The organism is Alistipes sp., from assembly GCF_048465635.1.
Taxonomy (GTDB): domain Bacteria; phylum Bacteroidota; class Bacteroidia; order Bacteroidales; family Rikenellaceae; genus Alistipes.
This window is the reverse complement of the sequence record NZ_DBFWLF010000019.1, coordinates 109,761-134,727: the sequence shown is the minus strand read 5'-3', so window position 1 is coordinate 134,727 and position 24,967 is coordinate 109,761. Positions and strand designations below refer to the sequence as shown.

The window sequence follows — 24,967 nt, the reverse complement described above, 5'->3', positions numbered from 1 at the left end:
GGCTTGTCGGATCGAAGATACAGCCGCACCTTTCGAGGGGCGGCTGTTCGTTTTACGCTTTCGGTTGCAGACGGATCCGCTCCCACAAGGCGGCGGGTATGAGCCGCCAGAGGAAGACCAGCGCGGCGTAGCGGTCGTCGATGACGATGCGCCGCCGCCCGCTTTCCAAGGCCTGCAATATGGCGCGTGCAACCTTTTCCGGACGCATCCGCATGGGGTAGTCGCCGTGCAGCATGGGGGTGTCGACGAATCCGGGGCGGATGTCCGTGAAGCGGATGCCGAGCCGTTGGGTGCGGGCCAGCTGGGAGAGGGCGTCGAGGTAGGTGCTCTGCATGCGCTTGGTCGCCGAGTAGGCCGGGGCGGGACCCAGACCGCGGGTTCCGGCGATGGAGCTGATGGCGGCGATCCGCCCGCCTCCGTGCGCACGGAAGTAGCCGAACGCCGAGGTGACCAGGCGGACGAATCCCTCGCCGTTGGTTCTTAATGTAGCGAGTTCGATGTCGGGCCGAAGCTCCGTGTTGCGGCTGCCGATACCCGCAGCGTGGAAATAGACGTCCATGCCGCCGAGCCGTTCGATGAGCGCGTCCAACCGCTGCGGGGCGTCGTCGTGCGTGACGTCGAGCGGCTGGATCGCCACCTGCCCGGGCGCTTCGGCCTGCAAGGCGGTGAGTGCTTCGGCGCGGCGTCCGGCGGCTCCCACCGACCACCCTTTGCGGATACATTGGCGGGCCAGTTCGAGCCCCAGCCCGGAAGTGGCTCCGACGATGACGATACGTTTCATAGCGAAATTTTTACCTGCTCAAGATACGAACCGCGGCCCGGATAAGCAAGGGTCCGGATAACGGAAAAGAGCCTGTTGATAGGCTCTTTCCGGTTATTCGATCCCCTTTTTCTGGCTTCGCGTCGGGCGGGCGCGAGCGCGGCGGCGTGAGGCTTCGATCCGCCGGTCGGCAGCGATGCGCGGCAGGGCAAATGTCGGGTGGAGGGGTTTGTTATTTTGCCGCCGGTTCGTCGGGTTCGCAGCGCACGCACGCGATGCCCACCCGCCGCAGGAGGTCCAACCCCTCCTCGGAGCGGTACTCGTCACAGTAGACCACCCGCCGGATGCCGGCCTGGATAATCAGCTTCGAGCACTCGATGCAGGGGGCGGAGGTGATATAGAGCGTCGAGCCGTCGCAGTTGTTGGCCGACTTGGCGACCTTGGTGATGGCGTTGGCCTCGGCGTGGAGCACATAGGCTTTGGTACGTCCCTGTTCGTCCTCGCAGACGTTCTCGAAGCCCGACGGCGTGCCGTTGTAGCCGTCGGAGATGATCATCTTGTCCTTGACGATCAGCGCGCCGACCTTGCGCCGCACGCAGTAGGAGTTCTCGGCCCAGATGCGTGCCATGCGGATGTAGCGCATGTCCAGCTGGCGTTGCTTTTCTTCCTGGTAGGTCATGTCCGAAGTGTGATATTTATTTAACGCGGTTTGGCAAAACTGATTTTCAAGCGTCTGCTGTCGGGTCAGCGGTGGTGGCAAGGCTGCAGCCTGCGGAGGGACGCGAAATGCGGGCCTCCGCTGCCGGAGGCTGCGGCCCGCGCGGCTCAGGGAGCCGCAAAAAACTAACCGGCTGCGCCCTTTCCGATGCGTTATGCCGGGCAGAAGCGGAATCCAGCGAATCTTCCGACCTGCTACAATCGCCCGCTCCGGACAAGGGCTTAAAGCCCCTGCCCGTGGCAGTTCTTGTACTTCTTGCCCGAGCCGCAGGGGCAGGGGTCGTTGCGGCCGATCTTCTTCTCAGCCTGGATGGGCATCGTCCGCTGGCGCTCCTGCTGCCCGGCCTGCGCCGCGGCCTGCATGCGCGAAGCCTGCAGTTTGTTGACGTCGACCTTGGCCCGTTCGCGCTGCTGCTGCCGCTGCACCGCCTCGGCGTTCTGATCCCGCACCGGAATATAGGCTTTGTTGAGGATGGCCAGCACGTCGCGGTTGACCTTGACGAGCATCTTGGAGAACAGCCCGAACGATTCGAACTTGTAGATCAGCAGCGGGTCTTTCTGCTCGTAGGTGGCGTTCTGCACGCTCTGGCGCAGGTCGTCCATCTCGCGCAGATGCTCGCGCCAGGCGTCGTCGATCGAGGTGAACATGACCACCTTGGAGAAGACCTTGTAAATCTCCGCCCCGTCCGTCTCCTTGCATTTGAGCAGGTTGACCGGCACGTTGTAGCCGAGGTGGCCGTCGGTGATCGGGAAGTAGATGTTCGAATCCAGCTGCTCCTTCTTGTCCTCGTAGATGCGCTGCATGACCGGACGCACCGTGTCGGCCACCGCCTTGGCGCGGCGCGCGTAGGTGTCCTTGAGGTCCTTGACGATCCACTCGACCAGCTCGGCGGGTTTGGCGTCGGCGTAGGCCGCGGCGTCGAACGACGGCTCGACGGCCACCTCGCGGATCAGCTCGAAACGGAAATCCTCGAACTCGATGCCGCGGTTGGTCTCGACGAAGTTCTCGGCGAAGTCGTACATGATGTTGTTCAGGTCGATCTCGATCCGCTCGCCGTAGAGGGCGTGGCGGCGGCGCGTGTAGATCACCTCGCGCTGCGAGTTCATCACGTCGTCGTACTCCAACAGACGCTTGCGGATTCCGAAGTTGTTCTCTTCGACCTTCTTCTGGGCGCGTTCGATGGCGCGCGTCATCATTCCGGCCTGGATCACCTCGCCCTCCTTCAGCCCCATGCGGTCCATCATCGAGGCGATGCGGCCCGAGCCGAACAGACGCATCAGGTCGTCCTCGAGCGAGACGAAGAACTGCGACGATCCGGGGTCGCCCTGTCGTCCGGCGCGGCCGCGCAGCTGGCGGTCGACGCGGCGGCTTTCGTGGCGCTCCGTGCCGATGATCGCCAGACCGCCCGCAGTCTTGACCTCGGGCGTGAGTTTGATGTCGGTTCCTCGGCCGGCCATGTTGGTGGCGATGGTCACCTGTCCCGAGCGGCCGGCTTCGGCCACGACCTGAGCCTCCAGCTGATGCTGTTTGGCGTTCAGCACGTTATGCTTGATGCCGCGCAACTTGAGCATGCGGCTCAGCAGCTCCGAAATCTCGACCGACGTCGTACCCACCAGCACCGGACGGCCTTCGCCGACCAGCTTGACGATCTCGTCGATGACGGCGTTGTACTTTTCGCGCTTGGTCTTATAGATCAAATCCTGCCGGTCGTCGCGCACGACGGGACGATTGGTCGGGATGACCACCACGTCCAACTTGTAGATGCTCCAGAACTCCGAAGCCTCCGTCTCGGCCGTACCGGTCATACCGGCCAGCTTGTGGTACATGCGGAAGTAGTTCTGCAGGGTGATGGTGGCGAACGTCTGCGTCGCGGCCTCGACCTTCACGTGCTCCTTGGCCTCGATGGCCTGGTGCAGGCCGTCCGAATAGCGGCGGCCTTCGAGGATACGGCCCGTCTGCTCGTCGACGATCTTCACCTTGTTGTCCATCACCACGTACTCAATGTCCTTTTCGAACATGGCGTAGGCTTTCAGCAGCTGGATCACCGTGTGCACGCGCTCCGACTTGATCGAGTAGTCGTTGATCACCTCGTCGCGCTTCTGCGCGCGCTCCTCGGCCGACAGGCTGCTCTTCTCCAGCTCGGCGACCTCGGCCCCGATGTCGGGCAGTACGAAGAAACCGTCCTCGTTGAAATATTTCGACAGTACCTCGTGCCCCTTGTCGGTCAGCTCCACCGAATTGAGCTTCTCGTCGATGACGAAATAGAGGTCGTCCGTGATCTCCGGCATGCGGCGGTTGTTGTCCTGCATGTAGGTGTTCTCGGTCTTCTGCATCAGCGCCTTGACGCCCTGCTCGGAGAGGAACTTGATCAGCGGCTTGTACTTGGGAAGGCCCTTGTGCGTGCGGTAGAGCTTCACGCCGCCCTCGTCGTTCTTGCCCGCCGCGATCAGCTGGCGCGCCTCGGAGAGCAGCGAGGTGACCAGGTTCTTTTGCAGGTTGTAAAGGTGCTCGATGGCCGGGCGGTACTGCTCGAAGAGCTGGTCGTCGCCCTTGGGCACGGGACCTGAAATGATGAGCGGCGTCCGGGCGTCGTCGATCAACACGGAGTCGACCTCATCGACGATGGCGAAGTGGTGCTTGCGCTGGACGAGGTCCTTGGGCGACGAAGCCATGTTGTCGCGCAGGTAGTCGAAGCCGTACTCGTTGTTCGTACCGAACGTGATGTCGGCCATGTAAGCCTTGCGGCGGGCGTCGGAGTTGGGCTGCGTGTCGTCGATGCAGGCCACCGAAAGTCCGTGGAATTCGTACATCGGACCCATCCACTCCGAGTCGCGCTTGGCCAGGTAGTTGTTGACCGTCACCAGGTGCACGCCCTTCTTAGCCAGGGCGTTGAGGAACACCGGGAGCGTCGCCACGAGGGTCTTTCCCTCACCCGTGGCCATCTCGGCGATCTTGCCCTTGTGCAGAACCACGCCGCCGAAGAGCTGCACGTCGTAGTGGACCATGTCCCACTTCACATCGTTGCCGCCCGCCATCCAGTGGTTCGCGTAGATAGCCTTGTCGCCCTCGATGCGCACGAAATCCTTCGAAGCCGCCAGATCGCGGTCGAAATCGTTGGCCGTCACGACGATCTCTTCGTTCTGCGCGAAGCGGCGCGCCGTGTCCTTCATGATGGCGAACGCCTCGGGCAGCAGTTCGTCGAGCTTCTCCTCGATCTTCTCGTCGATACGCTTGGTGATCTCGTCGATCTCTTTCGAAATCTTCTCCTTCTCCTCGAGGGTGGTTTCGGGCTTTTCGAGCGTGGCTTTCAGCTCGACGATACGCGCCTCGTCCCCGGCGATGAAGTCGGCAATCTGCTGTTTGAGCGATTCGCTGCGGGCGCGCAGCTCGTCGTTCGAGAGTGCCTCGATCGAGGGGTATACGGCTTTGATCTTCTCCAGATAGGGTTCGATCTGCTTGCGGTCCTTGTCGGCTTTGGAGCCGAAGACGGCTTTGATGATACTGGCAACTATATCCATAGTGTTTGTTGTTGTTTCCGGATTCGGTTGTAAATCTTACAAAAGTACATATTTTTCCGCAAAACGCAAAAGGAGGAAGGAAAGTATGCTGAAAGGCGTGTATTGGCAGGGCTGTGCGCGAATGGATTTTCTCTTCAACGGTCGAGCCGGAGAGCGTCATGTTTTTGACCTTCAGGTCAGCGGGCCGCAGCCTCCCCCTGCGGAGGTCCGCTTGTCGCATGCACTCAGGCTGCGTCCAAGAAAGGGGCAGAGTGCCTTTATTATCAAACATTAAAAAAAATGTAAACCCTGTGTTTTAGCGCTCGGAGAGCCGGTAAGACGCAGCCTGCAGCAACAGAAGCAGCAATTCAGTTACGCCGAGGCTAAATTTGCCTCTCTCTTCAACAAACAGGTCGCCATGAAAAAAGCGTGCATCCTTCATGGATGCACGCTTGGCAGACGATCCCGAGGGAATCAGAAATTATAACCCGCACGGATATAGAATACGCCGTTGCGGACCTTGACGCTGCTATCGAACATATCTTTGTTTATGTTCATCAGCCCCAGATCGTACCCCAGGCCGATGCTGTAATGCTCCTTCAGGGCGACGTCCACCCCGAAGCGCAGGCCGAAATCGGAAGTTTTAAGCGCTTTCATTTTTCCATCCCCATCGGTATATTCGGAGAAAAAATCGTAGTTGTCACCCGATTCGTCCTTGATGGCTTCGCCGCCCACCTTCGAATTGCTGAACAGGCCGGCCGCATACCATACTCCCACTTCGGGACGGATCGACACCCACTCGCTCAGGTCGAAATGCCAGCCGACCGTGACGGGCAGCTGCAGGTAGTAGAGGTTGTCCGACGCCTTGACGCCATCGACCTTGGTCTGACCGCCGCGTCCCGTAAAGTCGAGTCCGGCGCTCAGGTAGAGCGGCATGTTCTGCGAAAGAGGAAGCGAATAGGAGAAACCCACCTGGAACTGCGAATGCGAATCGGTCGAAAGATTCACTCCGCCGCCCTTGATGTTTTCGCTCGCGAGGTTCCATCCGACATGCACGTTCCACGCGGATTCGTTCTGCGCCGAGGCGTTCATTCCGAATGCAGCAAGGCCGATCAGAAGTAAGAGCTTTTTCATAGCATTTGTTTTAGATCGCTCCCGGCTCCGCGGAGCGGATTCGTCGGACGGAAATACGGAGCCTCCTTCCTGCGGCACGCGGCCGTTTCCGGGTATTTCCGGGCTAATCGTCGGATAAATATAAATATTTTCCGCTGCCGATCCAACCATTTGCACCCCTTTTCAACGAACCGGCGGAATTTCAGCACCGAATCCGGCGGCGGACCCATGGGACCGCGCAGGACGTTAAGCCGTTCGCTCCGGGTCCGCCGCGGCAGCCGGACGCTTTTTGCGGAAGCGAACGGAACGGACGCTTTTTTTGCTTTTTTCCTTCGTTATGTCTGGGGGAATTTCTACCTTTGCCCCGCAATTCGTTCGATAAGAGATGAAACTATTTACAAGCGTCAAGGAGCTTCGCGCCGAACTGGACCAGGTGGAGCAGCCGGGAATCGGGTTCGTACCGACCATGGGGGCTTTGCATGCGGGCCACCGGTCGCTGGTCGAGCGGGCACGCCGCGAGAACGCCACCGTCGTGGTCAGCGTCTTCGTGAACCCCACCCAGTTCAACGACAAGAACGATCTGAGGCACTACCCCCGCACCCCGGAAGCCGACGCACGGCTGCTCGAAGAGGCAGGTGCGGACTTCGTGCTGATGCCTTCGGTCGAGGAGATATACCCCGCGGAGGACACCCGCGTCTTCGACTTTGGTCCGATCGACAAGGTGATGGAGGGAGCCACGCGTCCCGGTCACTTCAACGGTGTGGCGCAGGTGGTCAGCCGCCTGTTCGACATCGTGCGTCCGGCGCGCGCCTACTTCGGCGAAAAGGACTTCCAGCAGATCGCCGTCATCCGCGAGATGGTGCGCCAGCTGGCGCTGCCCGTCGAGATCGTCGACTGCCCGATCGTCCGCGGCGAGGACGGACTGGCGCTCTCCTCGCGCAATACGCTGCTCGACAAGGAGCACCGCGCCGCTGCCCCGCGCATCTACGCCACGCTGAAAGCCGCCGCCGAACGCTCGCACACGCTCCCGCCCGCCGAGTTGAAGGCATGGGTTCGCTCCGAGATCGAGCGCGGCGGGCTGCTGCGGGTCATCTACTTCCAGCCGGTCCATGCCCGCACGATGCAGGAGGTCGCCGCATGGAGCGACGCCCCGCACATTCAGGGCTGCATCGCCGTGCAGGCCGGAGAGATCCGTTTAATCGATAACATCCGCATCCGATAATGAAATTCCAGATCGAAGTCATCAAATCGAAGATTCACCGGGTGACGGTCACCCAGGCGAACCTCAACTATGTGGGGAGCATCACCATCGACGAAGCGTTGATGGAGGCCGCCAACATGATCGAGGGCGAGAAGGTCCAGATCATGGACATCGACAACGGCGAGCGTTTCGAAACCTACATCATCAAGGGCGAACGCGGCAGCGGCTGCATCTGCCTGAACGGAGCCGCCGCGCGCAAAGTGCAGGTGGGCGACATCGTTATCATCGCCTCCTACGCGCTGATGGATTTCGAGGATGCGAAGCGGTTCCGGCCGTGGGTCATCTTCCCCGACACGGCGACCAACCGGCTCGTCGAATAATCCGACCCGAACATAACGCAATCCGATAAAATCTCCCCGAAAAGGGAGATTTTTTGGTGATATTTCGTATATTTGTCCTATACAATCCCTCTGCGATGGATATTGTCCTTTCGATAGCGGCCTTTCTGCTTGCGATCCTCGGGATCGTCGGCAGCATCGTTCCCGCCCTGCCGGGCGTCGTGCTGAGCTACGCCGGGCTTCTGTGCGCCTACTTCACCTCCTACTCGACGATGAGCGCCGGCTCGCTGTGGCTGTGGCTGGGGATCGTCGTGGCGGTCAGCGCCGCCGACTACTTCCTGCCGGCCTGGATGACACGCCGCTTCGGCGGCTCGCGGGCCGGGGCGATCGGCGCGACGGTGGGCGTCTTCGCCGGATTCTTCCTCTTTCCGCCGCTGGGCATCATCCTGGGTCCCTTCGCCGGAGCCGTTCTGGGCGAGCTGGTCCACGACAAGCAGGACGTGGACAAGGCCCTGCGCGTCGGTTTCGGCTCCTTCATGGCCTTCATCGTCGGCACGGGACTCAAACTCATCGTGTCGCTGGGCATCATCGTCCACGTGGCCGCCGACACCTACCCCGCCGTACGGGAGTGGTTCGCAACTGTTTTCTAAACTCGATAGCGTATGAAGAGACTTCTGTTTTTGGCGGTGATCGTCGCAACGATGCTGACCGCAGCTTGTAGCAAGTACAAGTACGAAACCGTCCCCAACGACCCGCTCAAGACCCGAATCTATACGCTCGACAACGGGCTGAAGGTCTACATGAGCGTCAACAAGGAGACGCCCCGCATCCAGACCTACATCGCCGTGAAGGTCGGCGGCAAGAACGACCCCGCGGAGACCACCGGCCTGGCCCACTACTTCGAACACCTCATGTTCAAGGGCACGCAGCAGTTCGGCACGTCGGACTATGCGGCCGAGAAGCCGATGCTCGATGAGATCGAACAGCTCTTCGAGGTCTACCGCAAGACCACCGACCCGCAGGAGCGCGCAGCGATCTACCACCGCATCGATTCGGTGAGCTACGAAGCGTCGAAGATCGCCATCCCCAACGAGTACGACAAGCTGATGGCCGCCATCGGGGCCAACGGGACCAACGCCTACACCTCGCAGGACATGACCGTCTACGTGGAGGACATCCCCTCGAATCAGATCGACAACTGGGCGAAGATTCAGGCCGACCGCTTCAAGCACCCCGTCATCCGCGGCTTCCATACCGAGCTGGAGACCATCTACGAGGAGAAGAACATGTCGCTCACCCGCGATGCGAGCAAGGTGTACGAAGCCCTCGACGCCGCGCTGTTCCCCCACCACCCCTACGGAACGCAGACCGTGCTGGGTACGCAGGAGCACCTGAAGAACCCCTCGATCACCAACGTCAAGAACTACCACAAGACCTACTACGTGCCCAACAACATGGCCGTCTGCCTCTCGGGCGACTTCGACCCGGACGAGATGGTCGCCACGATCGAGAAGTACTTCGGCGACATGGAGCCCAACCCGAACCTTCCGAAGCTCGAATTCGAGCCGGAGCAGCCGATCACCGAGCCGGTCGTCAAGGAGGTGTGGGGTCTCGAAGCCGAGAACATCACGCTGGGCTGGCGGCTTCCGGGCGCTGCCAACCAGCCGCACGAGGTGGCCGAGATCGCCGGTTCGGTGCTCTTTAACGAACAGGCCGGCCTGATCGACCTCGACCTGAACCAGCAGCAGAAGGTGCTTTCGTGCTACGCCTACTCCTCGCCGCAGCCCGACTACGGGACATTCTTCATCGGAGCGCGCGCCAAGCAGGGACAGTCGCTCGAAGAAGTGCGCGAACTGATCCTCGCTGAAGTGGCCAAACTGCGTGCGGGCGATTTCGACGAACGGCTGGTCGAGGCCTCGGTCAACAACTGGAAGATGTACCTGATGCGCGCGCTCGAGGAGAACAGCAGCCGGGCCGACATGTACGTCTCCTCCTTCATCAACGGCGCTGACTGGGCCGACGACGTCGCGGAGATCGAACGCATGGAGCGGATCACCAAGCAGGACGTGGTGGACTGGGCCAACAAGTACCTCGGTCCGCAGAACTACGCCGTGATCTACAAGCGCCAGGGCAAAGACCCCGACGAACAGAAGATCGCCGCCCCGAAGATCACCCCGATCGTCACCAACCGCGACAACCAGAGCGCGTTCCTGGCGGAGGTGAAGCAGAGCGCAGTGAAGCCCATCGAACCCGTCTTCGTGGATTACCGAAAGGAGATGGCGCAGTTCGAGGCGCAGCCGGGGGTGAATGTACTCTACAAGAAAAACGAGAACAACGACCTCTTCACGCTCATCTACGTCTTCAACACCGGCACGGAGAACGATCCGGCGCTCAACCTGGCGTTCGACTACCTGGGTTACCTCGGGACCGACGCCATGACCGCCGAGCAGATCGCCTCCGAGATGTACGGCATCGCCTGCTCGTTCTCGATGCGCGCCGGCAGCAACCAGTGCTCGGTCACCCTGACGGGTCTTAACGAGAATATGGGCAAGGCCATCGACATGCTCGATGCGCTGATTCTGAACGCAAAGCCCGACGAGGCGATTCTTGCGAACGTCAAGGCCGACCTGATCAAGAGCCGCGCCAACGCCAAGCTCAACCAGCAGCAGTGCTTCGGCGCGCTGCGCCGCTACCTCTTCTACGGCCAGGATTTCATCGCGCGCACCACGCTCACGAACCCCGCGCTGGAGGCGCTGACCTCCGAGCAGCTGCTCACGAAGGTCAAAGGTCTGATGGAGAAGCAGCACGAGGTGCTCTATTACGGTCCGATGAGCGAACAGCAGCTCAAGACCGCGCTTGCCGACCATCACAAGGTCGGCGGCGACCTCCAGCCGCTGGAGAAGAAGTTCAACGTCATGCAGCCTACCGATAAGAACGAAGTGGTTCTGGCTCAGTACGACGCCAAGCAGCTCTACTACGTTCAGTATTCGAACCGGGGCGAGAAGTTCGACGTGAAGAACGACCCGGCGCTGACGATGTACAACGAGTATTTCGGCGGCGGCATGAATTCGGTGGTTTTCCAGGAGATGCGCGAGGCGCGCGGGCTGGCCTACACGGCGTGGACCCTTCTCTCGGACCCCGCATACGCCGACGGCAGCTATATCTACTACGCCTTCATCGCCACGCAGAACGACAAGCTGCAGAAAGCGGTCGAGGCGTTCGACGAGATCATCAACGACATGCCCCGTTCGGAGGCCGCGTTCAACATCGCCAAGGAGGGCATCCTCTCGCGGCTGCGCACCGAGCGCACGACCAAGGACGGCGTGCTGTGGAGCTACCTCAGCCTGCGCGACCTTGGGCTTGACACCGACCGCAACAAGCAGGTCTTCGACGCCGTGCAGACGATGACGCTCGACGACGTGGTGGCCACCCAGCAGCAGTGGGTCAAGGATCGCAAATACGTCTACGGCATCCTGGGCGATATCAACGACATCGACCTCAACTACCTCAAGACGCTCGGCCCGATCCGGACCATCTCGCAGGAGGAGATGTTCGGCTATTAGGCCGCACACAATCCGTCAGCAAACGCGACTGCCATCCCTCGGGAGGCAGTCGCGTTCCGTTGCGGGGTCAGGTCATGAACCGCCTTTCAAAAAATATGGAAAAAACGATCCGTAACCGGCAAATACGCTTCAGATCGAGAGACGGACGCTACACGAGGGTTTTGGCGAAAAAAGCGCAGAAAATAACATTTTCAGCTTATAATCTGTTTTCAAAAGGCATTTCGGGTGATAGGAACGGATTTGGAAAGCATCCGGAAATATTCTAACTTTATCGACCGGGAAGAAGCGCGCATGCAGCCTTTTTCCGGACCGAATATCCACTTAACCCAAAATTCATGAAAAAAATCTTCTCCTTACTGCTTCTCTTCGCAGTAGCCGGGGGCGGTTACTCCTGTTCGGACGACGACCCCGCAGCCGATCCCGATCCCACCCCCGAAGCGCAGCCCGTTCCCGTGGCGCAGCCCGTCTGCATCTCCTCCCAGATCACCGAAACCTCGTTCACGGTGTCGTGGGAAGCGGTCGAGGGCGCCGCCTCCTATGTCTATACCTTGCAGCACAGGAATGCGCACGGCGCCGTCACGCCCATCGTTGCGGAGACCGCGACCGAAAAGCTCACCGTCTCCTTCAACGATCTGAAGGCCGCGACCGAGTACACCTTCCGCATCAAGGCGCTCGGCGACGGCAAAACGACGCTCGACGCGGAATGGAGGGAATACGCCGTGACCACCTCCGCTCCGTCCTACCTCTCGGGACCATGGGTGACGATCGACGAGATAAGCTACCAGAAACACAATTACATGTCCACCTATTGCTACATCAACGTCACGTTCAAGGCCAACGATCTGACCGACAAGTATTATGCAACTGTGATGAACGGGACCTATTTCGACGACGATCCGAGCGATCCCGATTTCGAGCCGAACACCGAAGAGGATTTAAAAGCCTATCTGCTCGCACAGGCTCCCGTGGCCGACAATAAAATCAGAGAACAAAACTATTGGGGCAGAGAGTGCATCATCGCAATAATCGGCGTAGACGCCGAAGGCAATCCCGGAAAGCTCAGCTGGACGAAGATCCGGATTCCGACCAAAAGCGAGTTCGAAGGCGGAAATCCCGACACACAGAGCCAGGCCACGCTGCGCATCCAGCATGTGGTAATCAACTCCGCGGAGCTCGAAGGCGCCCCCGCCGACTGCTTCGCGACCGTCTACCGGTTCGAGGTGGTCGACGGCGCGGCTTCGTTCCGCTACGAAGACGGTTACTACGAGGGCGACTTCGCCAAAAAGGAAGCGTCGTACTGGGTCGACTACTTCTCGTCGATCGCCAACGCCTACGGCGAGGGTTACGACGGCTACTACTCCGGCTGGAAGAGCAGCATGGAGCTGGACGGCGGAACCGAAGGTTATTATTACGACGCCACGTTCTGGGACACCACGATGGCCGGCGAAACGTTCGAACTGCTCTTCCTCGCCTACGACACAGACATCATCCCCGGCGCTCCGGGTTGTTATACGGTAACCCTGCCTGCAGAGCTGCCCGCCATCACGCAGACGTCCGATCCGGCCGCCTACCGCGCCGCCGTGGCGGCTGCCAACCGGATCGCCCGCGAACGGGGGATCGCACCCCGCCGCCGCTGACCCTTCACGCGTGCAAACGAAAAAGAGGACCCTTCCGCGGAAGGGTCCTCTTTTTCGTCTCGCGTCCGGACGCACGGGTCAATAGCGGTAGTGCTCCGCCTTGTAGGGTCCCTCCTGCGGCACGCCGATGTAGTCGGCCTGCTTCTTCGAGAGCTGCGTAAGTTCCACGCCGAGGCTTCCGAGGTGCAGGCGGGCGACCTCCTCGTCGAGGTGCTTCGGCAGGCGGTAGACGCCCACGGCGTGCTTCTTCTGCCACAGCTCCAGCTGGGCGAGGCACTGGTTGGTGAACGAGTTGGACATGACGAACGACGGATGGCCCGTGGCGCAGCCGAGGTTGACCAGACGCCCCTCGGCCAGCACGAAGATCGCGTGCCCGTCGGCGAAGGTATATTTGTCGACCTGGGGTTTGATGGTGGTCTTCACGGCGCCCGACTTTTCGAGGCGCGCCATCTGAATCTCGTTGTCGAAGTGGCCGATGTTGCAGACGATCGCCTGGTCGCGCATCCGCTCCATGTGCTCCAGCGTGATGATGTCGCAGTTACCCGTGCACGTCACGTAGATGTTGCCCTCGGCAAGGGCGCTCTCGACGGTCTTGACCTCGAAGCCCTCCATCGCGGCCTGCAGGGCGCAGATGGGGTCGATCTCGGTGACGATCACCCGCGCCCCGTACGAACGCATGGAGCGTGCGCACCCCTTGCCCACGTCGCCGTAGCCGCAGACGACCACCACCTTGCCGGCGATCATCACGTCGGTGGCGCGCTTGATGCCGTCGGCCAGCGACTCGCGGCAGCCGTAGAGGTTGTCGAACTTCGACTTGGTGCACGAGTCGTTGACGTTGATGGCCGGGACGAGCAGTTCGCCCGCCTCCTGCATCTGGTAGAGGCGGTGTACGCCCGTAGTGGTCTCCTCGCTCACGCCGCGCCACTCGGCCACCGTGCGATGCCACTTTTCGGGGTCCTCGGCCAGAATCCGCTTCAAGGTGTCGAGAATCACCTCCTCCTCGTAGGACGAGGGGGCGTAATCGAGCGCCGAAGCGTCGTTCTCGGCCTTGAATCCTTTGTGGATCAGCAGCGTGGCGTCGCCGCCGTCGTCCACAATCAGCTGCGGGCCCCTGCCGCCGGGAAACGAGAGCGCCATGGCGGTGCACCACCAGTATTCGGGCAGCGTCTCGCCCTTCCAGGCGAAGACGGGAACCCCGGCAGCGGCGATGGCCGCGGCGGCGTGGTCCTGCGTGGAGAAGATGTTGCACGAGCACCAGCGCACGTCCGCGCCCAGCTCGACGAGCGTCTCGATGAGCACGGCCGTCTGGATGGTCATGTGCAGCGAGCCCATCACTCGCACGCCGCGCAGCGGTTTCTTCGGGCCGTACTGACGGCGGACGGCCATCAGGCCCGGCATTTCATGTTCGGAGACCTCGATCTCCCGGCGTCCCCACTCGGCCAGCGACATGTCGGCGACCTTGTAGGGAATGGTTGTGTCTAAATACATGGGTTATTTCATTTTAAGAATCTGTTCCTTGTCCCGGGCGATCTGCTCGCGCAGCGCCTCGACGGAGGGGAAGGTGCGCTCGCTGCGGATCCGTTCGAGCAGTTCGACCCTTAGCCTGCGCCCGTACAGCGAACCCTCGAAGCCGAACAGGTGGGTCTCCAGCCGCCGCTGCGTGCCGCCCACCGAGGGGTTGCGCCCCAGGTTGGACATCCCCTCGTAAACAGCGCCGTCCACCACGGCCCGCGAGCGGTATACGCCGTCCTCGGCGCACATGTCGTCCGGCACGGGCAGGTTGGCCGTCGGGAAGCCCAGTTCGCGGCCCAGCCGGCGTCCGTGCTCCACAACGCCCTCGATCGTCCTCGGCGCGGTCATATCTTTTCGGTGAGTTTGCGCACCAGCCGGAACTGCGAGAAGAACTCTTTGGCAAAGACGCGCAGCACGGTGTAGGAGGGGATGGCCAGCAGCATGCCCAGAATGCCCGCCAGCGACCCGGCGATGAGGATCACCAGGAAGATTTCGAGCGGATGGGCCTTGACCCGCTCCGAGTAGAGCGTCGGTTGCAGCACGAAGTCGTCCAGCCCCTTGAGGATCAGCAGCGAGCCGGCGATCACGAAAGCCGTATGCCCCACGGTCATCCCCTCGATCGGGGTTACGATGCCCATAAAGACCGCAATCACTCCCCCGATAAAGGGCCCGGCGTAGGGCACGACGTTCATCACGCCCATAACCAGCCCGATGAAGCAGGCGTCCGACGCCTTCATGCCGAAGGCCATCATCGTCAGCAGCACGGCGATCATCAGCAGCAGGCTCTCGGTCAGAATGCCCGAGAAATAGCGCGACAGCAGCACCGTGATCGAGTCGAGCGCACGGGTGATGTTGTCGTGGTAGCGGTCGGGGAACATGGCCGCGACCATCGCATAGAACAACCCCTCGTCGCGCAGGAAGAAGAAGGTGATGAACGAAATGGAGAGGATGGCGATCACCGAGGAGAGCACCACCCCGACGATCGAGGAAAAGACCTTGTTGACCGCCTCGGCGTCGATCAGCTGCCGGAGCGCCGCCGCCAGCGATTCGGAGAGCGAATAATCGCTCTCGGGAATGGAGAAAAACTCGTAGAGGTAGGCCTGCACCCGGGCGACGGGCTGCTCGATCGAAGCGACGACCGACTGCAGGTCGAGCGTCGAGAGCTGGTAGACCTTGTTGAATACCAAAGGCACAAAGAGCGAACACAGCGTGGCGGCGACCACCCAGATCGCCGCCAGCGTCACCAGCGCGGCCAGCGAGCGGGGCACGCGCCAGCCCCGGATATGCACCTTGGAAAGCCGCCGCACCAGCGGATTGCCCACCACGGCCAAGACGGCCGAGACGAGTATGTAGACGACGATCGACGAGAAGTACCAGACCACGAAGAGGACGGCGGCGGCCACCGCCGCTCCCGCGATGAATTTGAGAAAGGTTTGAGGGGTCGTCGTCATGGCTTAGGCCCCTTATTTCCTAAGCCGGGCGATGGGCGTCTGCGAGCCGACGACCGGATCGCCGATCTCGACCAGCAATTCGCTGCCCTTCGGCACGAGCACGTCGACGCGCGACCCGAACTTGATGAATCCGCAGACGCTGTTCTGCTCGACGGGTTCCCCGACCTTCATGTACGACACGATGCGGCGGGCGATCAGCCCCGCGATCTGCCGGAAGAGCACCCGGCGCCCCGTAGGCAGTTTCACCACGGTGGTCGTGCGTTCGTTCTCGGTCGACGATTTGGGATGCCACGCCACCAGGAAGCGGCCCGGGTGGTACTTGAAGTATTCCACCACGCCTCCGACCGGAACCCAGTTCATATGGACGTTGGTCACCGACATGAAGATCGAAATCTGCAGCATCTCCTCCTCGAGGTACTCCTTTTCGGGAACCACCTCGGTCACCACAACCCGCCCGTCGCAGGGCGAAAAGACCAGATCGGCGTCGTGGATGCGCACGCGGCGCGGCTCGCGGAAGAACGCCACGATGAAGAACCAGAAGAGCACCAGCAGCAGGGCGCTCACCCACATCAGGGAAATGCTCGAATGGCTGACCAGCAGGTGATAGATCAGCCACCAGATCAAGAGGCAGACGGCGCCCGTGATGCCGATGATCTTGTAGCCTTCCTTATTTATTCTCATAACACGGTTAGGTTTGCAGTTACATCACGAAAAGCATATAGACGAAGACGAACGGTGCGGAGAGCAGCATGGCGTCGAAACGGTCCAGCACACCCCCGTGGCCGGGGATCAGCGCCCCGGAGTCCTTGACCCCGGCGGCCCGCTTGAACATCGATTCCGCCAGATCGCCCGCCACGCCCGCGACGGAGGCCACCAGCGCCAGTCCGGCCCAGGCCCAGAGGCTCGCGCCCAGCAGGTGTCCGGCCAACAGGCCCATGCCCACGGCTCCGGCCAGCCCGCCGAAGAATCCCTCCCACGACTTCTTGGGCGAGAGGCGCTCGAAGAGGCGGTGCCGCCCGAGGCTCATGCCCACCAGGTAGGCGAAAACGTCGTTGGCCCAGATGATGAAGACGTAGCCGAACATGACCCGCGGCTCCCACTGCTCGGTGGCGATGATGGGAAAATAGGCCATCAAAGAGAAAGGCAAAGCCACGTAGAAGACGCCCATGAGCGTCACGCCGATGTCGGCCGCAGGGTTCTCCCGCCTGCGCCACAGTTCGCAGACGAACATGACGGGGAAGAGCAGTAGCAGGAACGCCATCCCGGCGGCGAAGATGCCGCGTGCGCCGCCCAGTATCTCGATGTCGTCGGAGATAAAGGCGAAGTTCAGTGCGAAGAGCACCAGGCCGGCCACCAGGCCGATCACCCGCTGAGGGGCGTTGCCCCGCTTCGCGGCCAGCGCGTAAAATTCGAGCATGCCGCCCACGGTCAGCGCTGCGAGCAGCACGCCGAAACTCCACTGCGACCAGGCGATGGCTCCCAGCATCACCGCCGCGAGCACCGCGCCGCTCAGGGTACGCACCGCGAGGTTGTTCATTTTATCATTCATCACTTTTCAAAGTCGGGTTAGTAAGCATCAGGTCTATTTCTCGGGTGCGGAGGCCGCCGCGACGGGCTTCTCCTCCCTCTCCTCCGGTTCGTTCCGGTCCGCGGCGCTCTTCTCATCCGGCGCCGGGGAGGGAGCGTCATCCCCGGACTGCGCGGCGCTTTCGCTCTTCGCGCTTCCGGCCGCGGATTTGCGCCGCCGGCTGCGGGAATGCTCCGCCTCCTGGGCGGAGTGTTTGGCGTCCGCGGCAACGTCCGCCCCGGCGTCGGCTCTGGCCTTCGCTTCGGCCTCGCGGCGTTCGCGTTCGATGTCTTTCTGCCGTTTGCCGAAGATACGCTCGACATCCTCCGTGAAGACCACCTCGCGTTCGAGCAGCAGTTCGGCCAGCTCTTTCAGCCCGTCGGCGTGCGTGCGCAGCACCTCTTCGGCCATCGCATAGGCCCGCTCGACGACCTTCTTGGCCTCGGCATCGATCTGCTGCGCGGTCAGCTCCGAATAGGGCTTGGTCAGCGCCATGTCGCTCTGTCCGGTCGAGTCGTAGAAACTCAGGTTACCCACCTCTTCGCTCATACCGTAGTAGGCCACCATCGCATAAGCCTGCTTGGTGACCCGTTCCAGGTCGTTGAGCGCCCCGGTGGAGACGTGTCCGAACGTGAGCTGCTCCGAGACGCGGCCGCCGAGTGTAGCGGCCAGCTCGTCCATCATCTGCTCGCGCGTGGTAATCTGGCGCTCCTCGGGCAGATACCACGCCGCACCGAGCGCCTTGCCGCGGGGAATGATCGTCACCTTGATCAGCGGGCTGGCGTTCTCCAGAATCCAGCTCACGGTGGCGTGCCCCGCCTCGTGGAAGGCGATCACGCGCTTCTCCTCGTCGGTGATGATCTTGTTCTTGCGCTCCAGACCGCCGATGATGCGGTCGATGGCCGAAAGGAAGTCCTCCTTCGAAACGAATTTCTTGTTGTGGCGCGCTGCGATCAGCGCCGCCTCGTTGCAGACATTGGCGATGTCGGCTCCCGAGAATCCGGGGGTTTGACGCGCCAGGAACGAGCGGTCGAGCTGGGGATCGAGCTTCAGCGGCCGCAGATGGACATCGAAAATCTCCTCGCGCTCCTTCACGTCGGGCAGTCCGACCTCGATCTGCCGGTCGAAACGGCCGGCGCGCATGAGCGCCTTGTCCAAGATGTCGGCCCGGTTGGTGGCTGCCAGCACGATGACGCCCGTATTGGTCTGGAAGCCGTCCATCTCGGTAAGCAGCTGGTTGAGCGTGTTTTCCCGCTCGTCGTTGCCCGAGAATCCGGCGTTCTTGCCGCGGGCGCGGCCGATGGCGTCGATCTCGTCGATGAAGACGATGCAGGGCGCCTTCTGCTTGGCCTGCTCGAAGAGGTCCCTGACGCGCGAAGCGCCCACGCCGACGAACATCTCGACGAAATCGGAACCCGAAATGGAGAGGAACGGCACGTTGGCCTCGCCCGCCACGGCCTTCGCCAGCAGCGTCTTACCCGTTCCCGGAGGGCCTACCAGCAGCGCTCCTTTCGGAATCTTCGCACCCAGTTCCTTGTATTTGTCCGACTTTTTGAGGAAGTCGACGATCTCCATGATCTCGACCTTGGCCTCCTCCAGTCCGGCCACGTCCTTGAAGGTGATCCGCTTGGCGTTGTCCTTGTCGAATACCTGCGCCTTGGCCTTGCCCACGTTCATGATGCCGCCGCCCGCGCCGCCGCTGCCGCGCGACATGGAGCGCATCACGAAGAACCAGACGCCCAGCAGCAGGACCCACGGAATCAACGTTCCGACCCAGTTGACCCAGCCGTTCTCCCGGTTCTCGTAGATTACCGGAACGTCGTGGCCCGACTGCTCTTCGGCGGCACGCAGGTCCTCGCGGAACGAGTCGACCGAACCGATGGTGAACGTCAGCTGCACGCCCGTCTCGGGCATGCGGCGGAACCGTTTTTCGAGCGAATCGCGCCGGTACTTCTCGCTGGCCTGCTTCGTCAGGAAGACCTGCGCCTGGTTGGGCAGGATCACCTGTATCTTCTCCACGTCGCCCTCCTGGACCATCCGTTCGACCGTGTTCCAGTCGCTGGGAACGGGCGCTTCGTTGACATCGCCGAAAATATACCAGCCCAGGATGATCGCACCGATCAGCCCCCACACCCACATGAGCGAGGGACGCGGCATGTTCATGTTCATCCGACCGTTATTCTTTCTGTTGCCTTGCTGTGCCATATTATTCTTCGTATTCGTAACGCGTCATCGGGGCGTCGGCCCACAGCTCCTCCAGTTTGTAGAAGCCGCGCAGGTCGGTCTGGAAGATGTGCACCACCACCTCGACGTAGTCCATGGCGATCCAGAGCGCATTCTGCTGCCCCTCGATGCGCCACACCTTCTCGCCCAGCGTTTCGAGCACCTTCTCCTCGACAGACGCGGCGATGGCCGCCACCTGCGTGGTGGAATCGGCGTTGCACACCACGAACCGCGAGCAGATCGCCCCGTCGAATCCCGAGAGGTCCAACGATACAATATCCTTACCTTTTTTATCTTCAATCGCGCTGACGATCGTTTCGATCAGTTTGTCCATAAATTTCAATGCGTGTCTATAACCTTGCAAAGGTACGAAAAGAGAATGAGATTTGAAAATTAAGCCTTAAGATTTTAGGCGAAATCGGAGCACGGCACGCGCTCCGGCGGATTTCCGGCGGTAACTCCCGCCCGAGAAAATCGGGTGATGCGACAGCGGCCGCGCAGCGGCCGGTCGGGAGGCAGAGAACGGCACGGACGGCAGATGCGGCAACGGTCCGACGGGAGCAAAAGGCGTCGGCGGCCTGCGCAGCGGCCGGGCGGGAGGCAGAGAGCGGCACGGACGGCAGAAAAACAGGAAGGATTACGGCACGGCGGAAAGCTCGGGCGGCAACTCCGGCCAGACGGAAACAGCAAGAAACGGCAATGGCCCGGCGGAACTCCCGCCGTACCACCCCGTTAACGGTTACAGGTCAATGCTTCACCGCGTCCAGACTGGCGAGGATGGTGTCGGTCAGGGCGCGGATGATCGAATTCTTGACGTAGGTGCGGCGCACGGCCACGGCGATCTTGCGCGAGGTGGCCCCCTTGGCCAGCGTCTTTACGCGGTCGCGGCGGTCCTGCGGGATATATTCCACGGCCATCTCGGGGATGATCGTCAGGCATTGCGTGCAGTCGACGATGCGCATCAGCGTGTCGAGCGAACCCGACTCGAAGGAGTAGTGCGACGGCATGCCGCGCCGCGCCTGGCACAGTTCGATGATCTGGTCGCGCATGCAGTTGCCCGGGCTGAGGATCACCAGGTCCTTCAGGTCGATCTCCTCGATGCGGATGTTCTGCCGCTCGTACAACGGATTTTCGGGCGAGACGTAGGCGAAGAAGCGGTCGTTGAACAGCTCCTGCTCCAGAATGCCGTCGCCGCACGTTCCGCTGGCCACCAGCGCCGCGTCGATGCGGTCCTTCTTCAGCGCCTCGACGATGTCGGAGGTGATCATCTCCGAAATCTCCAGCTCGACCTTCGGGAAGTCGCGCACGAACGAGGGGATGAACTTGTGGAGCAGGTAGGGCGCGATGGTCGGTATGACCCCCAGCCGCAGCTTGCCCGCGGTTTCGCCCTTCAGTTCGGCCACCGCCTCCTTGATGTAGTTGTACGCCTTGATCGTCTCGCGGGCCTGCTCCAACACCACTTCGCCCGCCTCGGTGGGGATGACGGGTTTCTTCGAGCGGTCGAGCAGCACCACTCCCAGCTCCTCTTCGAGCGCCTTGACCTGCATACTCAGCGAGGGCTGCGTCACGAAACAGTGTTCGGCGGCCAGCGAGAAGCTGCCGCAGTTGGCCACCGACAGAAGGTATTCGAGTTGGATTATAGTCATAGCAGCGGATTATTTCACAAAACAAAAATATAAAAAAAATCTATATCCGGCAACTTTTTTAGGTCGCTGTCGCAGATTTTCGTATGTTTGCCGAAACTACGGGGATTTCAGCGGGATTCGGCCGCACGGCTTCGGCGCCGCGCGGGTGCTTCGCGCTCTCCGCACCAAACCACAGACACGCGAAATGGGAAAAATCATCCTCACCGGCGACCGTCCCACGGGCCGGCTCCATCTGGGCCACTACGTGGGTTCGCTGCGCCGCCGCGTCGAATTGCAGGAGTCGGGCGCATTCGAACGCATATTCATCATGATCGCCGATGCGCAGGCGCTCACCGACAACGCCGACAACCCCGAGAAGGTGCGGCAGAACATCATCGAGGTGGCGCTGGACTATCTCTCGGCTGGGCTGGACCCCGAAAAATCGACGCTCTTCATCCAGTCGCAGGTTCCCGAGCTGTGCGAGCTGGCTTTCTATTACATGAATCTGGTGACCGTTCAGCGCCTCCAGCGCAACCCGACGGTCAAGGCCGAGATCACGCTGCGCGGCTTTGCGGAGAGTGCCGTCGAGGGCGACACGCAGCAGCGGCAGGGCATTCCGGTCGGCTTCTTCACCTACCCTGTCAGCCAGGCGTCGGACATCACGGCGTTCAAGGCGACGACCGTTCCGGCGGGCGAGGATCAGGAGCCGATGATCGAACAGACGCGCGAGATCGTCCACAAGTTCAACACCGTCTACGGCCCGGTGCTGGTCGAGCCGGAGATCCTGCTTCCCGACAACGCGGCCTGCCTGCGTCTGCCGGGAACCGACGGCAAGGCCAAAATGTCCAAGTCGCTGGGCAACTGCATCTACCTTTCAGACACGGCCGACGAGGTGAAGAAGAAGGTGATGGGCATGTACACCGATCCCGACCACCTTAGGGTCGAGGACCCGGGCAAGGTCGAGGGCAACACGGTCTTCACCTACCTCGACGCCTTCTGCCGGCCGGAGCACTTCGCGGCCTACCTGCCCGAATATGCCTCCCTCGATGAGCTGAAGGCCCACTACCGCCGCGGGGGACTGGGCGACGTGAAGGTCAAGCGGCTGCTGATCGCCGTGCTGAACGAGACGCTCGATCCGATCCGCGCCCGCCGCAAGCACTACGAAGGCCGCATCCGCGAGGTGTACGACATTCTGCGCCGCGGCTCGGAAGAGGCCCGCAAAACCGCCGCCGGAACGCTCGACGAGGTGCGTGCTGCCATGAAGATCAACTACTTCACCGACGAGGCGCTCATCGAGGAGCAGGCCCGCGCCTACGCCGCCAAACAGTAGCATCCGCGTGTTCCCCGCCGACTCCATACCCCGCATGCTGCGCACCGACCGCATCTACCGCGTGTTCCTGCGCCTGACGCGCCGCATGAGCAACAGCCAGATGCTGATGCTCCTGGCCGTGGTGGTCGGGGTGCTGGCCGGGCTGGGGACGTGGCTGTTCGAAATTCTGCTCCACTTCATCAAGCAGGGGCTGATCAGCTGGTTCCCCGTCGACAGCGCCCACTTCCTCTTCCTGATCTACCCGGCGGTGGGTATCATCCTGGCGACGCTTTTCGTCAAATACATCGTGCGCGACAACATCTCCGAAGGGGTCACGCGCGTGCTTTACGCTATGTCGCGGCGCGATTCGCGCATCGCGCGCCACAACTGCTGGACCTCGATCGTGGGCGGCGCGACGACCATCGGATTCGGCGGATCGGTCGGTCCCGAGGCCCCGATCGTGCTCACGGGAGCGGCCATCGGCTCGAACGTCGGACGGCTGGCGCGGCTCAACTACAAGCACACCACCCTGCTGCTCTGCTGCGGCGCCGGCGCCGCGCTGGCGGCCATCTTCAAGGCCCCGATCACGGGCGTGGTCTTCGTGCTGGAGATTCTGATGCTCGACATCACCGCCGGATCGGTCATTCCGCTGCTGATCGCCTCAATCACCGCTACCACGATCGCCTTCATGCTGCGCGGCTTCGATCCGATTCTGGCCGTCACGCTGGCGCCGGCGGATGCGTTCGAATTGTGGCAGATTCCGCTGTTCATCCTCTTGGGCTGCCTGTGCGGGCTGATGGCGTGGTACTTCACCTCGATGAACCAGCGCATCGGGGCGCTCTTCAAGCGGGTCGACAGCCAGTACCGCAAGTGGCTGCTGGGCGGCGCGGTGCTGGGCATTCTGATCTTCATCTTCCCGCCCCTCTACGGCGAGGGTTACGAGGGGTTCATGACCCTCATGCACGGACAGGCCGAAAAGCTGTTCGACAACTCGCTCTTCTACCGTTTCCGCGACATCGACTGGGTGGTCATCCTCTTCGTCATCGCCACCATGTTCTTCAAGGTGATCGCCATGGCTTCGACCAACGCCGCGGGCGGCGTGGGCGGAACGTTCGCCCCCTCGCTGTTCGTCGGGGCATTCACCGGAGCGACCCTGGCGCTGATCTGCAACGCCCTGTTCGACTGGGACGTGTCGATCGTCTCGTTCACGTTGGTGGGCATGGCCGGGGTCATGTCGGGGGTGATGAACGCCCCCCTCACGTCGATCTTCCTGATCGCCGAACTCTCGAACGGCTACGGACTTTTCATCCCGCTGATGATCACGGCCTGCATCGCGTTCGCCGTGGACTACTACCTCGATCCCGACTCGATCTACACCAAGCAGCTCCGCCGCCGGGGCGAACTGCTGACCCACGACAAGGACCAGTCGGTGTTCGTCTTTCTGCAGCTGGAGAACCTGATGGAGACCGACTTTCTGCGCATCAAGGAGAACATGACGCTGGGCGACATCGTGCACATCATCTCCACGGCGCGCCGCAACATCTTCCCCGTGATCGACAACTTCGGCCGTCTGCTGGGCGTGGTGCAGCTGGACGACCTGCGCGAGGACATGTTCAAGCACGAAAAGTACGGCACGCCGATCTCGCAGTACATGATTCCGCCGCCCGACAAAATTCTCGAACACGAGTCGATCCAGAGCGTGATGGAGAAGTTCGAGGACAAGCATACGTGGATGCTGCCCGTGGTGGACAAGCAGGGGCACTACCTGGGATTTATCTCCAAGTCGCGCATACTGAATGCGTACCGGGAGCAGTTGGTAAAAATACAACAATGATTGTTGGATTTTAACCAATTGCTCCATGGATTCCCCTACCCGGAAAGTCGCTGCGCTTTCTACGGTTTCGGCCGCGGCCTTTGGCCGCGTTTACAACTGCGGGCAACAGGCGAGTGCAATCGCTTGCGAATTGCCGAGCCGCCACAGCAGTCACAGCGCGCGGTTGTCGCGTTAGCGACGCGCCGTAAATCTGACCCCACCCCAACCCCTCCCTCGGGAGGGGCTGATCCTTCGGACAACGAATCTTACTCCCAAATATGACCTTAGACAATCCCTTCCCCTGGGCCGATGAACTCGACTGCGCCGTTACGGTGTGCGACACCGAGGGCGTGGTGCTCTATCAGAACGACCGCTCGCGCGAAGTGAACGGCGACGTGCAGGGCCGATCGCTGCTTCCCTGCCACAACGAGCGTTCGCGCGCGATCATCCGCCGCCTCGCGGAGGAGGGCGGAAAGAATGTCTACACCATCGAAAAGCGGGGCGTGAAGAAACTGATCTACCAAACTGTGTGGCGCGCAGACGGCACGATCCGCGGGCTGGTCGAATTTTCGCTGGAGCTGCCCGACCAGCTGCCGCACTACGTGCGCAGCTGACGCCCGACCGACAAACAGCGGGGACG

Annotated in this window: 21 protein-coding genes; 8 read left to right on the top strand and 13 right to left on the bottom strand. The window is 61.6% G+C overall.

Annotated elements, in window-relative coordinates:
- Positions 1–52 precede the first annotated feature (52 nt).
- The 5 genes from ACMO9O_RS07930 to ACMO9O_RS07910 form a co-directional block, all read right to left on the bottom strand.
- Positions 53–781, bottom strand: coding sequence for an SDR family NAD(P)-dependent oxidoreductase (locus tag ACMO9O_RS07930; protein ID WP_418983326.1), 729 nt, complete (start codon positions 779–781; stop codon positions 53–55).
- A gap of 211 nt (positions 782–992) precedes the next feature.
- Positions 993–1,439: a deoxycytidylate deaminase gene (locus ACMO9O_RS07925; RefSeq protein ID WP_418983325.1), complete on the bottom strand. Its 447-nt coding sequence runs from the start codon at positions 1,437–1,439 to the stop codon at positions 993–995.
- Between the two features lie 260 nt (positions 1,440–1,699).
- Positions 1,700–4,996: a preprotein translocase subunit SecA gene (gene secA, locus ACMO9O_RS07920; RefSeq protein WP_418983324.1), complete on the bottom strand. Its 3,297-nt coding sequence runs from the start codon at positions 4,994–4,996 to the stop codon at positions 1,700–1,702.
- Between the two features lie 295 nt (positions 4,997–5,291).
- The gene (locus tag ACMO9O_RS07915) at positions 5,292–5,417 is read right to left on the bottom strand and encodes a hypothetical protein (RefSeq protein ID WP_418983323.1); all 126 of its coding nucleotides are present in this window, start codon (positions 5,415–5,417) and stop codon (positions 5,292–5,294) included.
- Between the two features lie 32 nt (positions 5,418–5,449).
- Positions 5,450–6,109, bottom strand: coding sequence for an outer membrane beta-barrel protein (locus ACMO9O_RS07910; RefSeq protein WP_418983322.1), 660 nt, complete (start codon positions 6,107–6,109; stop codon positions 5,450–5,452).
- Positions 6,110–6,473: 364 nt separating this feature from the next.
- Here ACMO9O_RS07910 and panC point away from each other — a divergent pair, with 364 nt between their 5' ends.
- From panC to ACMO9O_RS07885, 5 genes are all read left to right on the top strand, one after another.
- The gene (gene panC, locus ACMO9O_RS07905) at positions 6,474–7,310 is read left to right on the top strand and encodes a pantoate--beta-alanine ligase (RefSeq protein ID WP_418983321.1); all 837 of its coding nucleotides are present in this window, start codon (positions 6,474–6,476) and stop codon (positions 7,308–7,310) included.
- Positions 7,310–7,669: an aspartate 1-decarboxylase gene (gene panD / locus ACMO9O_RS07900; protein WP_418983320.1), complete on the top strand. Its 360-nt coding sequence runs from the start codon at positions 7,310–7,312 to the stop codon at positions 7,667–7,669. The genes panC and panD overlap by 1 nt, the downstream gene beginning before the upstream one ends.
- A gap of 95 nt (positions 7,670–7,764) precedes the next feature.
- Entirely contained in the window at positions 7,765–8,277 is a 513-nt protein-coding gene (locus ACMO9O_RS07895) for a DUF456 domain-containing protein (RefSeq protein ID WP_418983319.1), read from the top strand.
- Positions 8,278–8,289: 12 nt separating this feature from the next.
- Positions 8,290–11,190 carry a M16 family metallopeptidase gene (locus tag ACMO9O_RS07890; RefSeq protein ID WP_418983318.1) on the top strand — a complete coding sequence of 967 codons (2,901 nt, stop codon included), beginning with the start codon at positions 8,290–8,292 and terminating at the stop codon, positions 11,188–11,190.
- 335 nt (positions 11,191–11,525) lie between these two features.
- The gene (locus ACMO9O_RS07885; protein ID WP_418983317.1) at positions 11,526–12,827 is read left to right on the top strand and encodes a fibronectin type III domain-containing protein; all 1,302 of its coding nucleotides are present in this window, start codon (positions 11,526–11,528) and stop codon (positions 12,825–12,827) included.
- Positions 12,828–12,905: 78 nt separating this feature from the next.
- Here the strand turns inward: ACMO9O_RS07885 and ahcY are convergent, their stop codons facing one another.
- The 8 genes from ahcY to ACMO9O_RS07845 all read right to left on the bottom strand — a co-directional run bounded on the left by ahcY (position 12,906) and on the right by ACMO9O_RS07845 (position 21,226).
- Positions 12,906–14,315, bottom strand: coding sequence for an adenosylhomocysteinase (gene ahcY, locus ACMO9O_RS07880; RefSeq protein WP_418983316.1), 1,410 nt, complete (start codon positions 14,313–14,315; stop codon positions 12,906–12,908).
- A 3-nt stretch (positions 14,316–14,318) separates the two neighbouring features.
- Positions 14,319–14,687 (bottom strand): riboflavin kinase, encoded by a 369-nt coding sequence (locus ACMO9O_RS07875; protein ID WP_418983315.1) that lies wholly within the window; start codon positions 14,685–14,687, stop codon positions 14,319–14,321.
- Positions 14,684–15,790, bottom strand: coding sequence for an AI-2E family transporter (locus tag ACMO9O_RS07870; protein WP_418983314.1), 1,107 nt, complete (start codon positions 15,788–15,790; stop codon positions 14,684–14,686). The genes ACMO9O_RS07875 and ACMO9O_RS07870 overlap by 4 nt, the downstream gene beginning before the upstream one ends.
- A 12-nt stretch (positions 15,791–15,802) precedes the next feature.
- Complete coding sequence (locus tag ACMO9O_RS07865; RefSeq protein ID WP_418983313.1) at positions 15,803–16,471, bottom strand: phosphatidylserine decarboxylase family protein; 669 nt, start codon at positions 16,469–16,471, stop codon at positions 15,803–15,805.
- A gap of 19 nt (positions 16,472–16,490) precedes the next feature.
- Positions 16,491–17,339 (bottom strand): phosphatidate cytidylyltransferase, encoded by an 849-nt coding sequence (locus ACMO9O_RS07860; protein ID WP_418983361.1) that lies wholly within the window; start codon positions 17,337–17,339, stop codon positions 16,491–16,493.
- Positions 17,340–17,372: 33 nt separating this feature from the next.
- Positions 17,373–19,562 carry an ATP-dependent zinc metalloprotease FtsH gene (gene ftsH, locus ACMO9O_RS07855; RefSeq protein WP_418983312.1) on the bottom strand — a complete coding sequence of 730 codons (2,190 nt, stop codon included), beginning with the start codon at positions 19,560–19,562 and terminating at the stop codon, positions 17,373–17,375.
- A gap of 1 nt (position 19,563) precedes the next feature.
- On the bottom strand, positions 19,564–19,914 hold the full coding sequence (gene rsfS / locus ACMO9O_RS07850; RefSeq protein WP_418983311.1) for a ribosome silencing factor: 351 nt from the start codon (positions 19,912–19,914) through the stop codon (positions 19,564–19,566).
- A gap of 412 nt (positions 19,915–20,326) precedes the next feature.
- Complete coding sequence (locus ACMO9O_RS07845) at positions 20,327–21,226, bottom strand: hydrogen peroxide-inducible genes activator (RefSeq protein WP_418983310.1); 900 nt, start codon at positions 21,224–21,226, stop codon at positions 20,327–20,329.
- Between the two features lie 184 nt (positions 21,227–21,410).
- On the opposite strand from ACMO9O_RS07845, the gene trpS reads away from it, so the two are divergent.
- The 3 genes from trpS to ACMO9O_RS07830 all read left to right on the top strand — a co-directional run bounded on the left by trpS (position 21,411) and on the right by ACMO9O_RS07830 (position 24,941).
- A complete protein-coding gene (gene trpS / locus ACMO9O_RS07840) occupies positions 21,411–22,535 on the top strand; it encodes a tryptophan--tRNA ligase (protein WP_418983309.1) in 1,125 nt (374 codons plus the stop codon).
- Between the two features lie 34 nt (positions 22,536–22,569).
- On the top strand, positions 22,570–24,348 hold the full coding sequence (locus tag ACMO9O_RS07835) for a chloride channel protein (RefSeq protein WP_418983360.1): 1,779 nt from the start codon (positions 22,570–22,572) through the stop codon (positions 24,346–24,348).
- A 257-nt stretch (positions 24,349–24,605) separates the two neighbouring features.
- On the top strand, positions 24,606–24,941 hold the full coding sequence (locus ACMO9O_RS07830; RefSeq protein WP_418983308.1) for a PAS sensor protein: 336 nt from the start codon (positions 24,606–24,608) through the stop codon (positions 24,939–24,941).
- Positions 24,942–24,967: the final 26 nt, after the last annotated feature.

Bases quoted from the DNA above. Each gene is read 5' to 3' on its own strand.
- ACMO9O_RS07930 (WP_418983326.1), bottom strand. From the start codon at position 781: ATGAAACGTATCGTCATCGTCGGAGCCACTTCCGGGCTGGGGCTCGAA.
- ACMO9O_RS07925 (WP_418983325.1), bottom strand. From the start codon at position 1,439: ATGACCTACCAGGAAGAAAAGCAACGCCAGCTGGACATGCGCTACATC.
- secA (WP_418983324.1), bottom strand. From the start codon at position 4,996: ATGGATATAGTTGCCAGTATCATCAAAGCCGTCTTCGGCTCCAAAGCC.
- ACMO9O_RS07915 (WP_418983323.1), bottom strand. From the start codon at position 5,417: ATGAAGGATGCACGCTTTTTTCATGGCGACCTGTTTGTTGAAGAGAGA.
- ACMO9O_RS07910 (WP_418983322.1), bottom strand. From the start codon at position 6,109: ATGAAAAAGCTCTTACTTCTGATCGGCCTTGCTGCATTCGGAATGAAC.
- panC (WP_418983321.1), top strand. From the start codon at position 6,474: ATGAAACTATTTACAAGCGTCAAGGAGCTTCGCGCCGAACTGGACCAG.
- panD (WP_418983320.1), top strand. From the start codon at position 7,310: ATGAAATTCCAGATCGAAGTCATCAAATCGAAGATTCACCGGGTGACG.
- ACMO9O_RS07895 (WP_418983319.1), top strand. From the start codon at position 7,765: ATGGATATTGTCCTTTCGATAGCGGCCTTTCTGCTTGCGATCCTCGGG.
- ACMO9O_RS07890 (WP_418983318.1), top strand. From the start codon at position 8,290: ATGAAGAGACTTCTGTTTTTGGCGGTGATCGTCGCAACGATGCTGACC.
- ACMO9O_RS07885 (WP_418983317.1), top strand. From the start codon at position 11,526: ATGAAAAAAATCTTCTCCTTACTGCTTCTCTTCGCAGTAGCCGGGGGC.
- ahcY (WP_418983316.1), bottom strand. From the start codon at position 14,315: ATGTATTTAGACACAACCATTCCCTACAAGGTCGCCGACATGTCGCTG.
- ACMO9O_RS07875 (WP_418983315.1), bottom strand. From the start codon at position 14,687: ATGACCGCGCCGAGGACGATCGAGGGCGTTGTGGAGCACGGACGCCGG.
- ACMO9O_RS07870 (WP_418983314.1), bottom strand. From the start codon at position 15,790: ATGACGACGACCCCTCAAACCTTTCTCAAATTCATCGCGGGAGCGGCG.
- ACMO9O_RS07865 (WP_418983313.1), bottom strand. From the start codon at position 16,471: ATGAGAATAAATAAGGAAGGCTACAAGATCATCGGCATCACGGGCGCC.
- ACMO9O_RS07860 (WP_418983361.1), bottom strand. From the start codon at position 17,339: ATGAATGATAAAATGAACAACCTCGCGGTGCGTACCCTGAGCGGCGCG.
- ftsH (WP_418983312.1), bottom strand. From the start codon at position 19,562: ATGGCACAGCAAGGCAACAGAAAGAATAACGGTCGGATGAACATGAAC.
- rsfS (WP_418983311.1), bottom strand. From the start codon at position 19,914: ATGGACAAACTGATCGAAACGATCGTCAGCGCGATTGAAGATAAAAAA.
- ACMO9O_RS07845 (WP_418983310.1), bottom strand. From the start codon at position 21,226: ATGACTATAATCCAACTCGAATACCTTCTGTCGGTGGCCAACTGCGGC.
- trpS (WP_418983309.1), top strand. From the start codon at position 21,411: ATGGGAAAAATCATCCTCACCGGCGACCGTCCCACGGGCCGGCTCCAT.
- ACMO9O_RS07835 (WP_418983360.1), top strand. From the start codon at position 22,570: ATGCTGCGCACCGACCGCATCTACCGCGTGTTCCTGCGCCTGACGCGC.
- ACMO9O_RS07830 (WP_418983308.1), top strand. From the start codon at position 24,606: ATGACCTTAGACAATCCCTTCCCCTGGGCCGATGAACTCGACTGCGCC.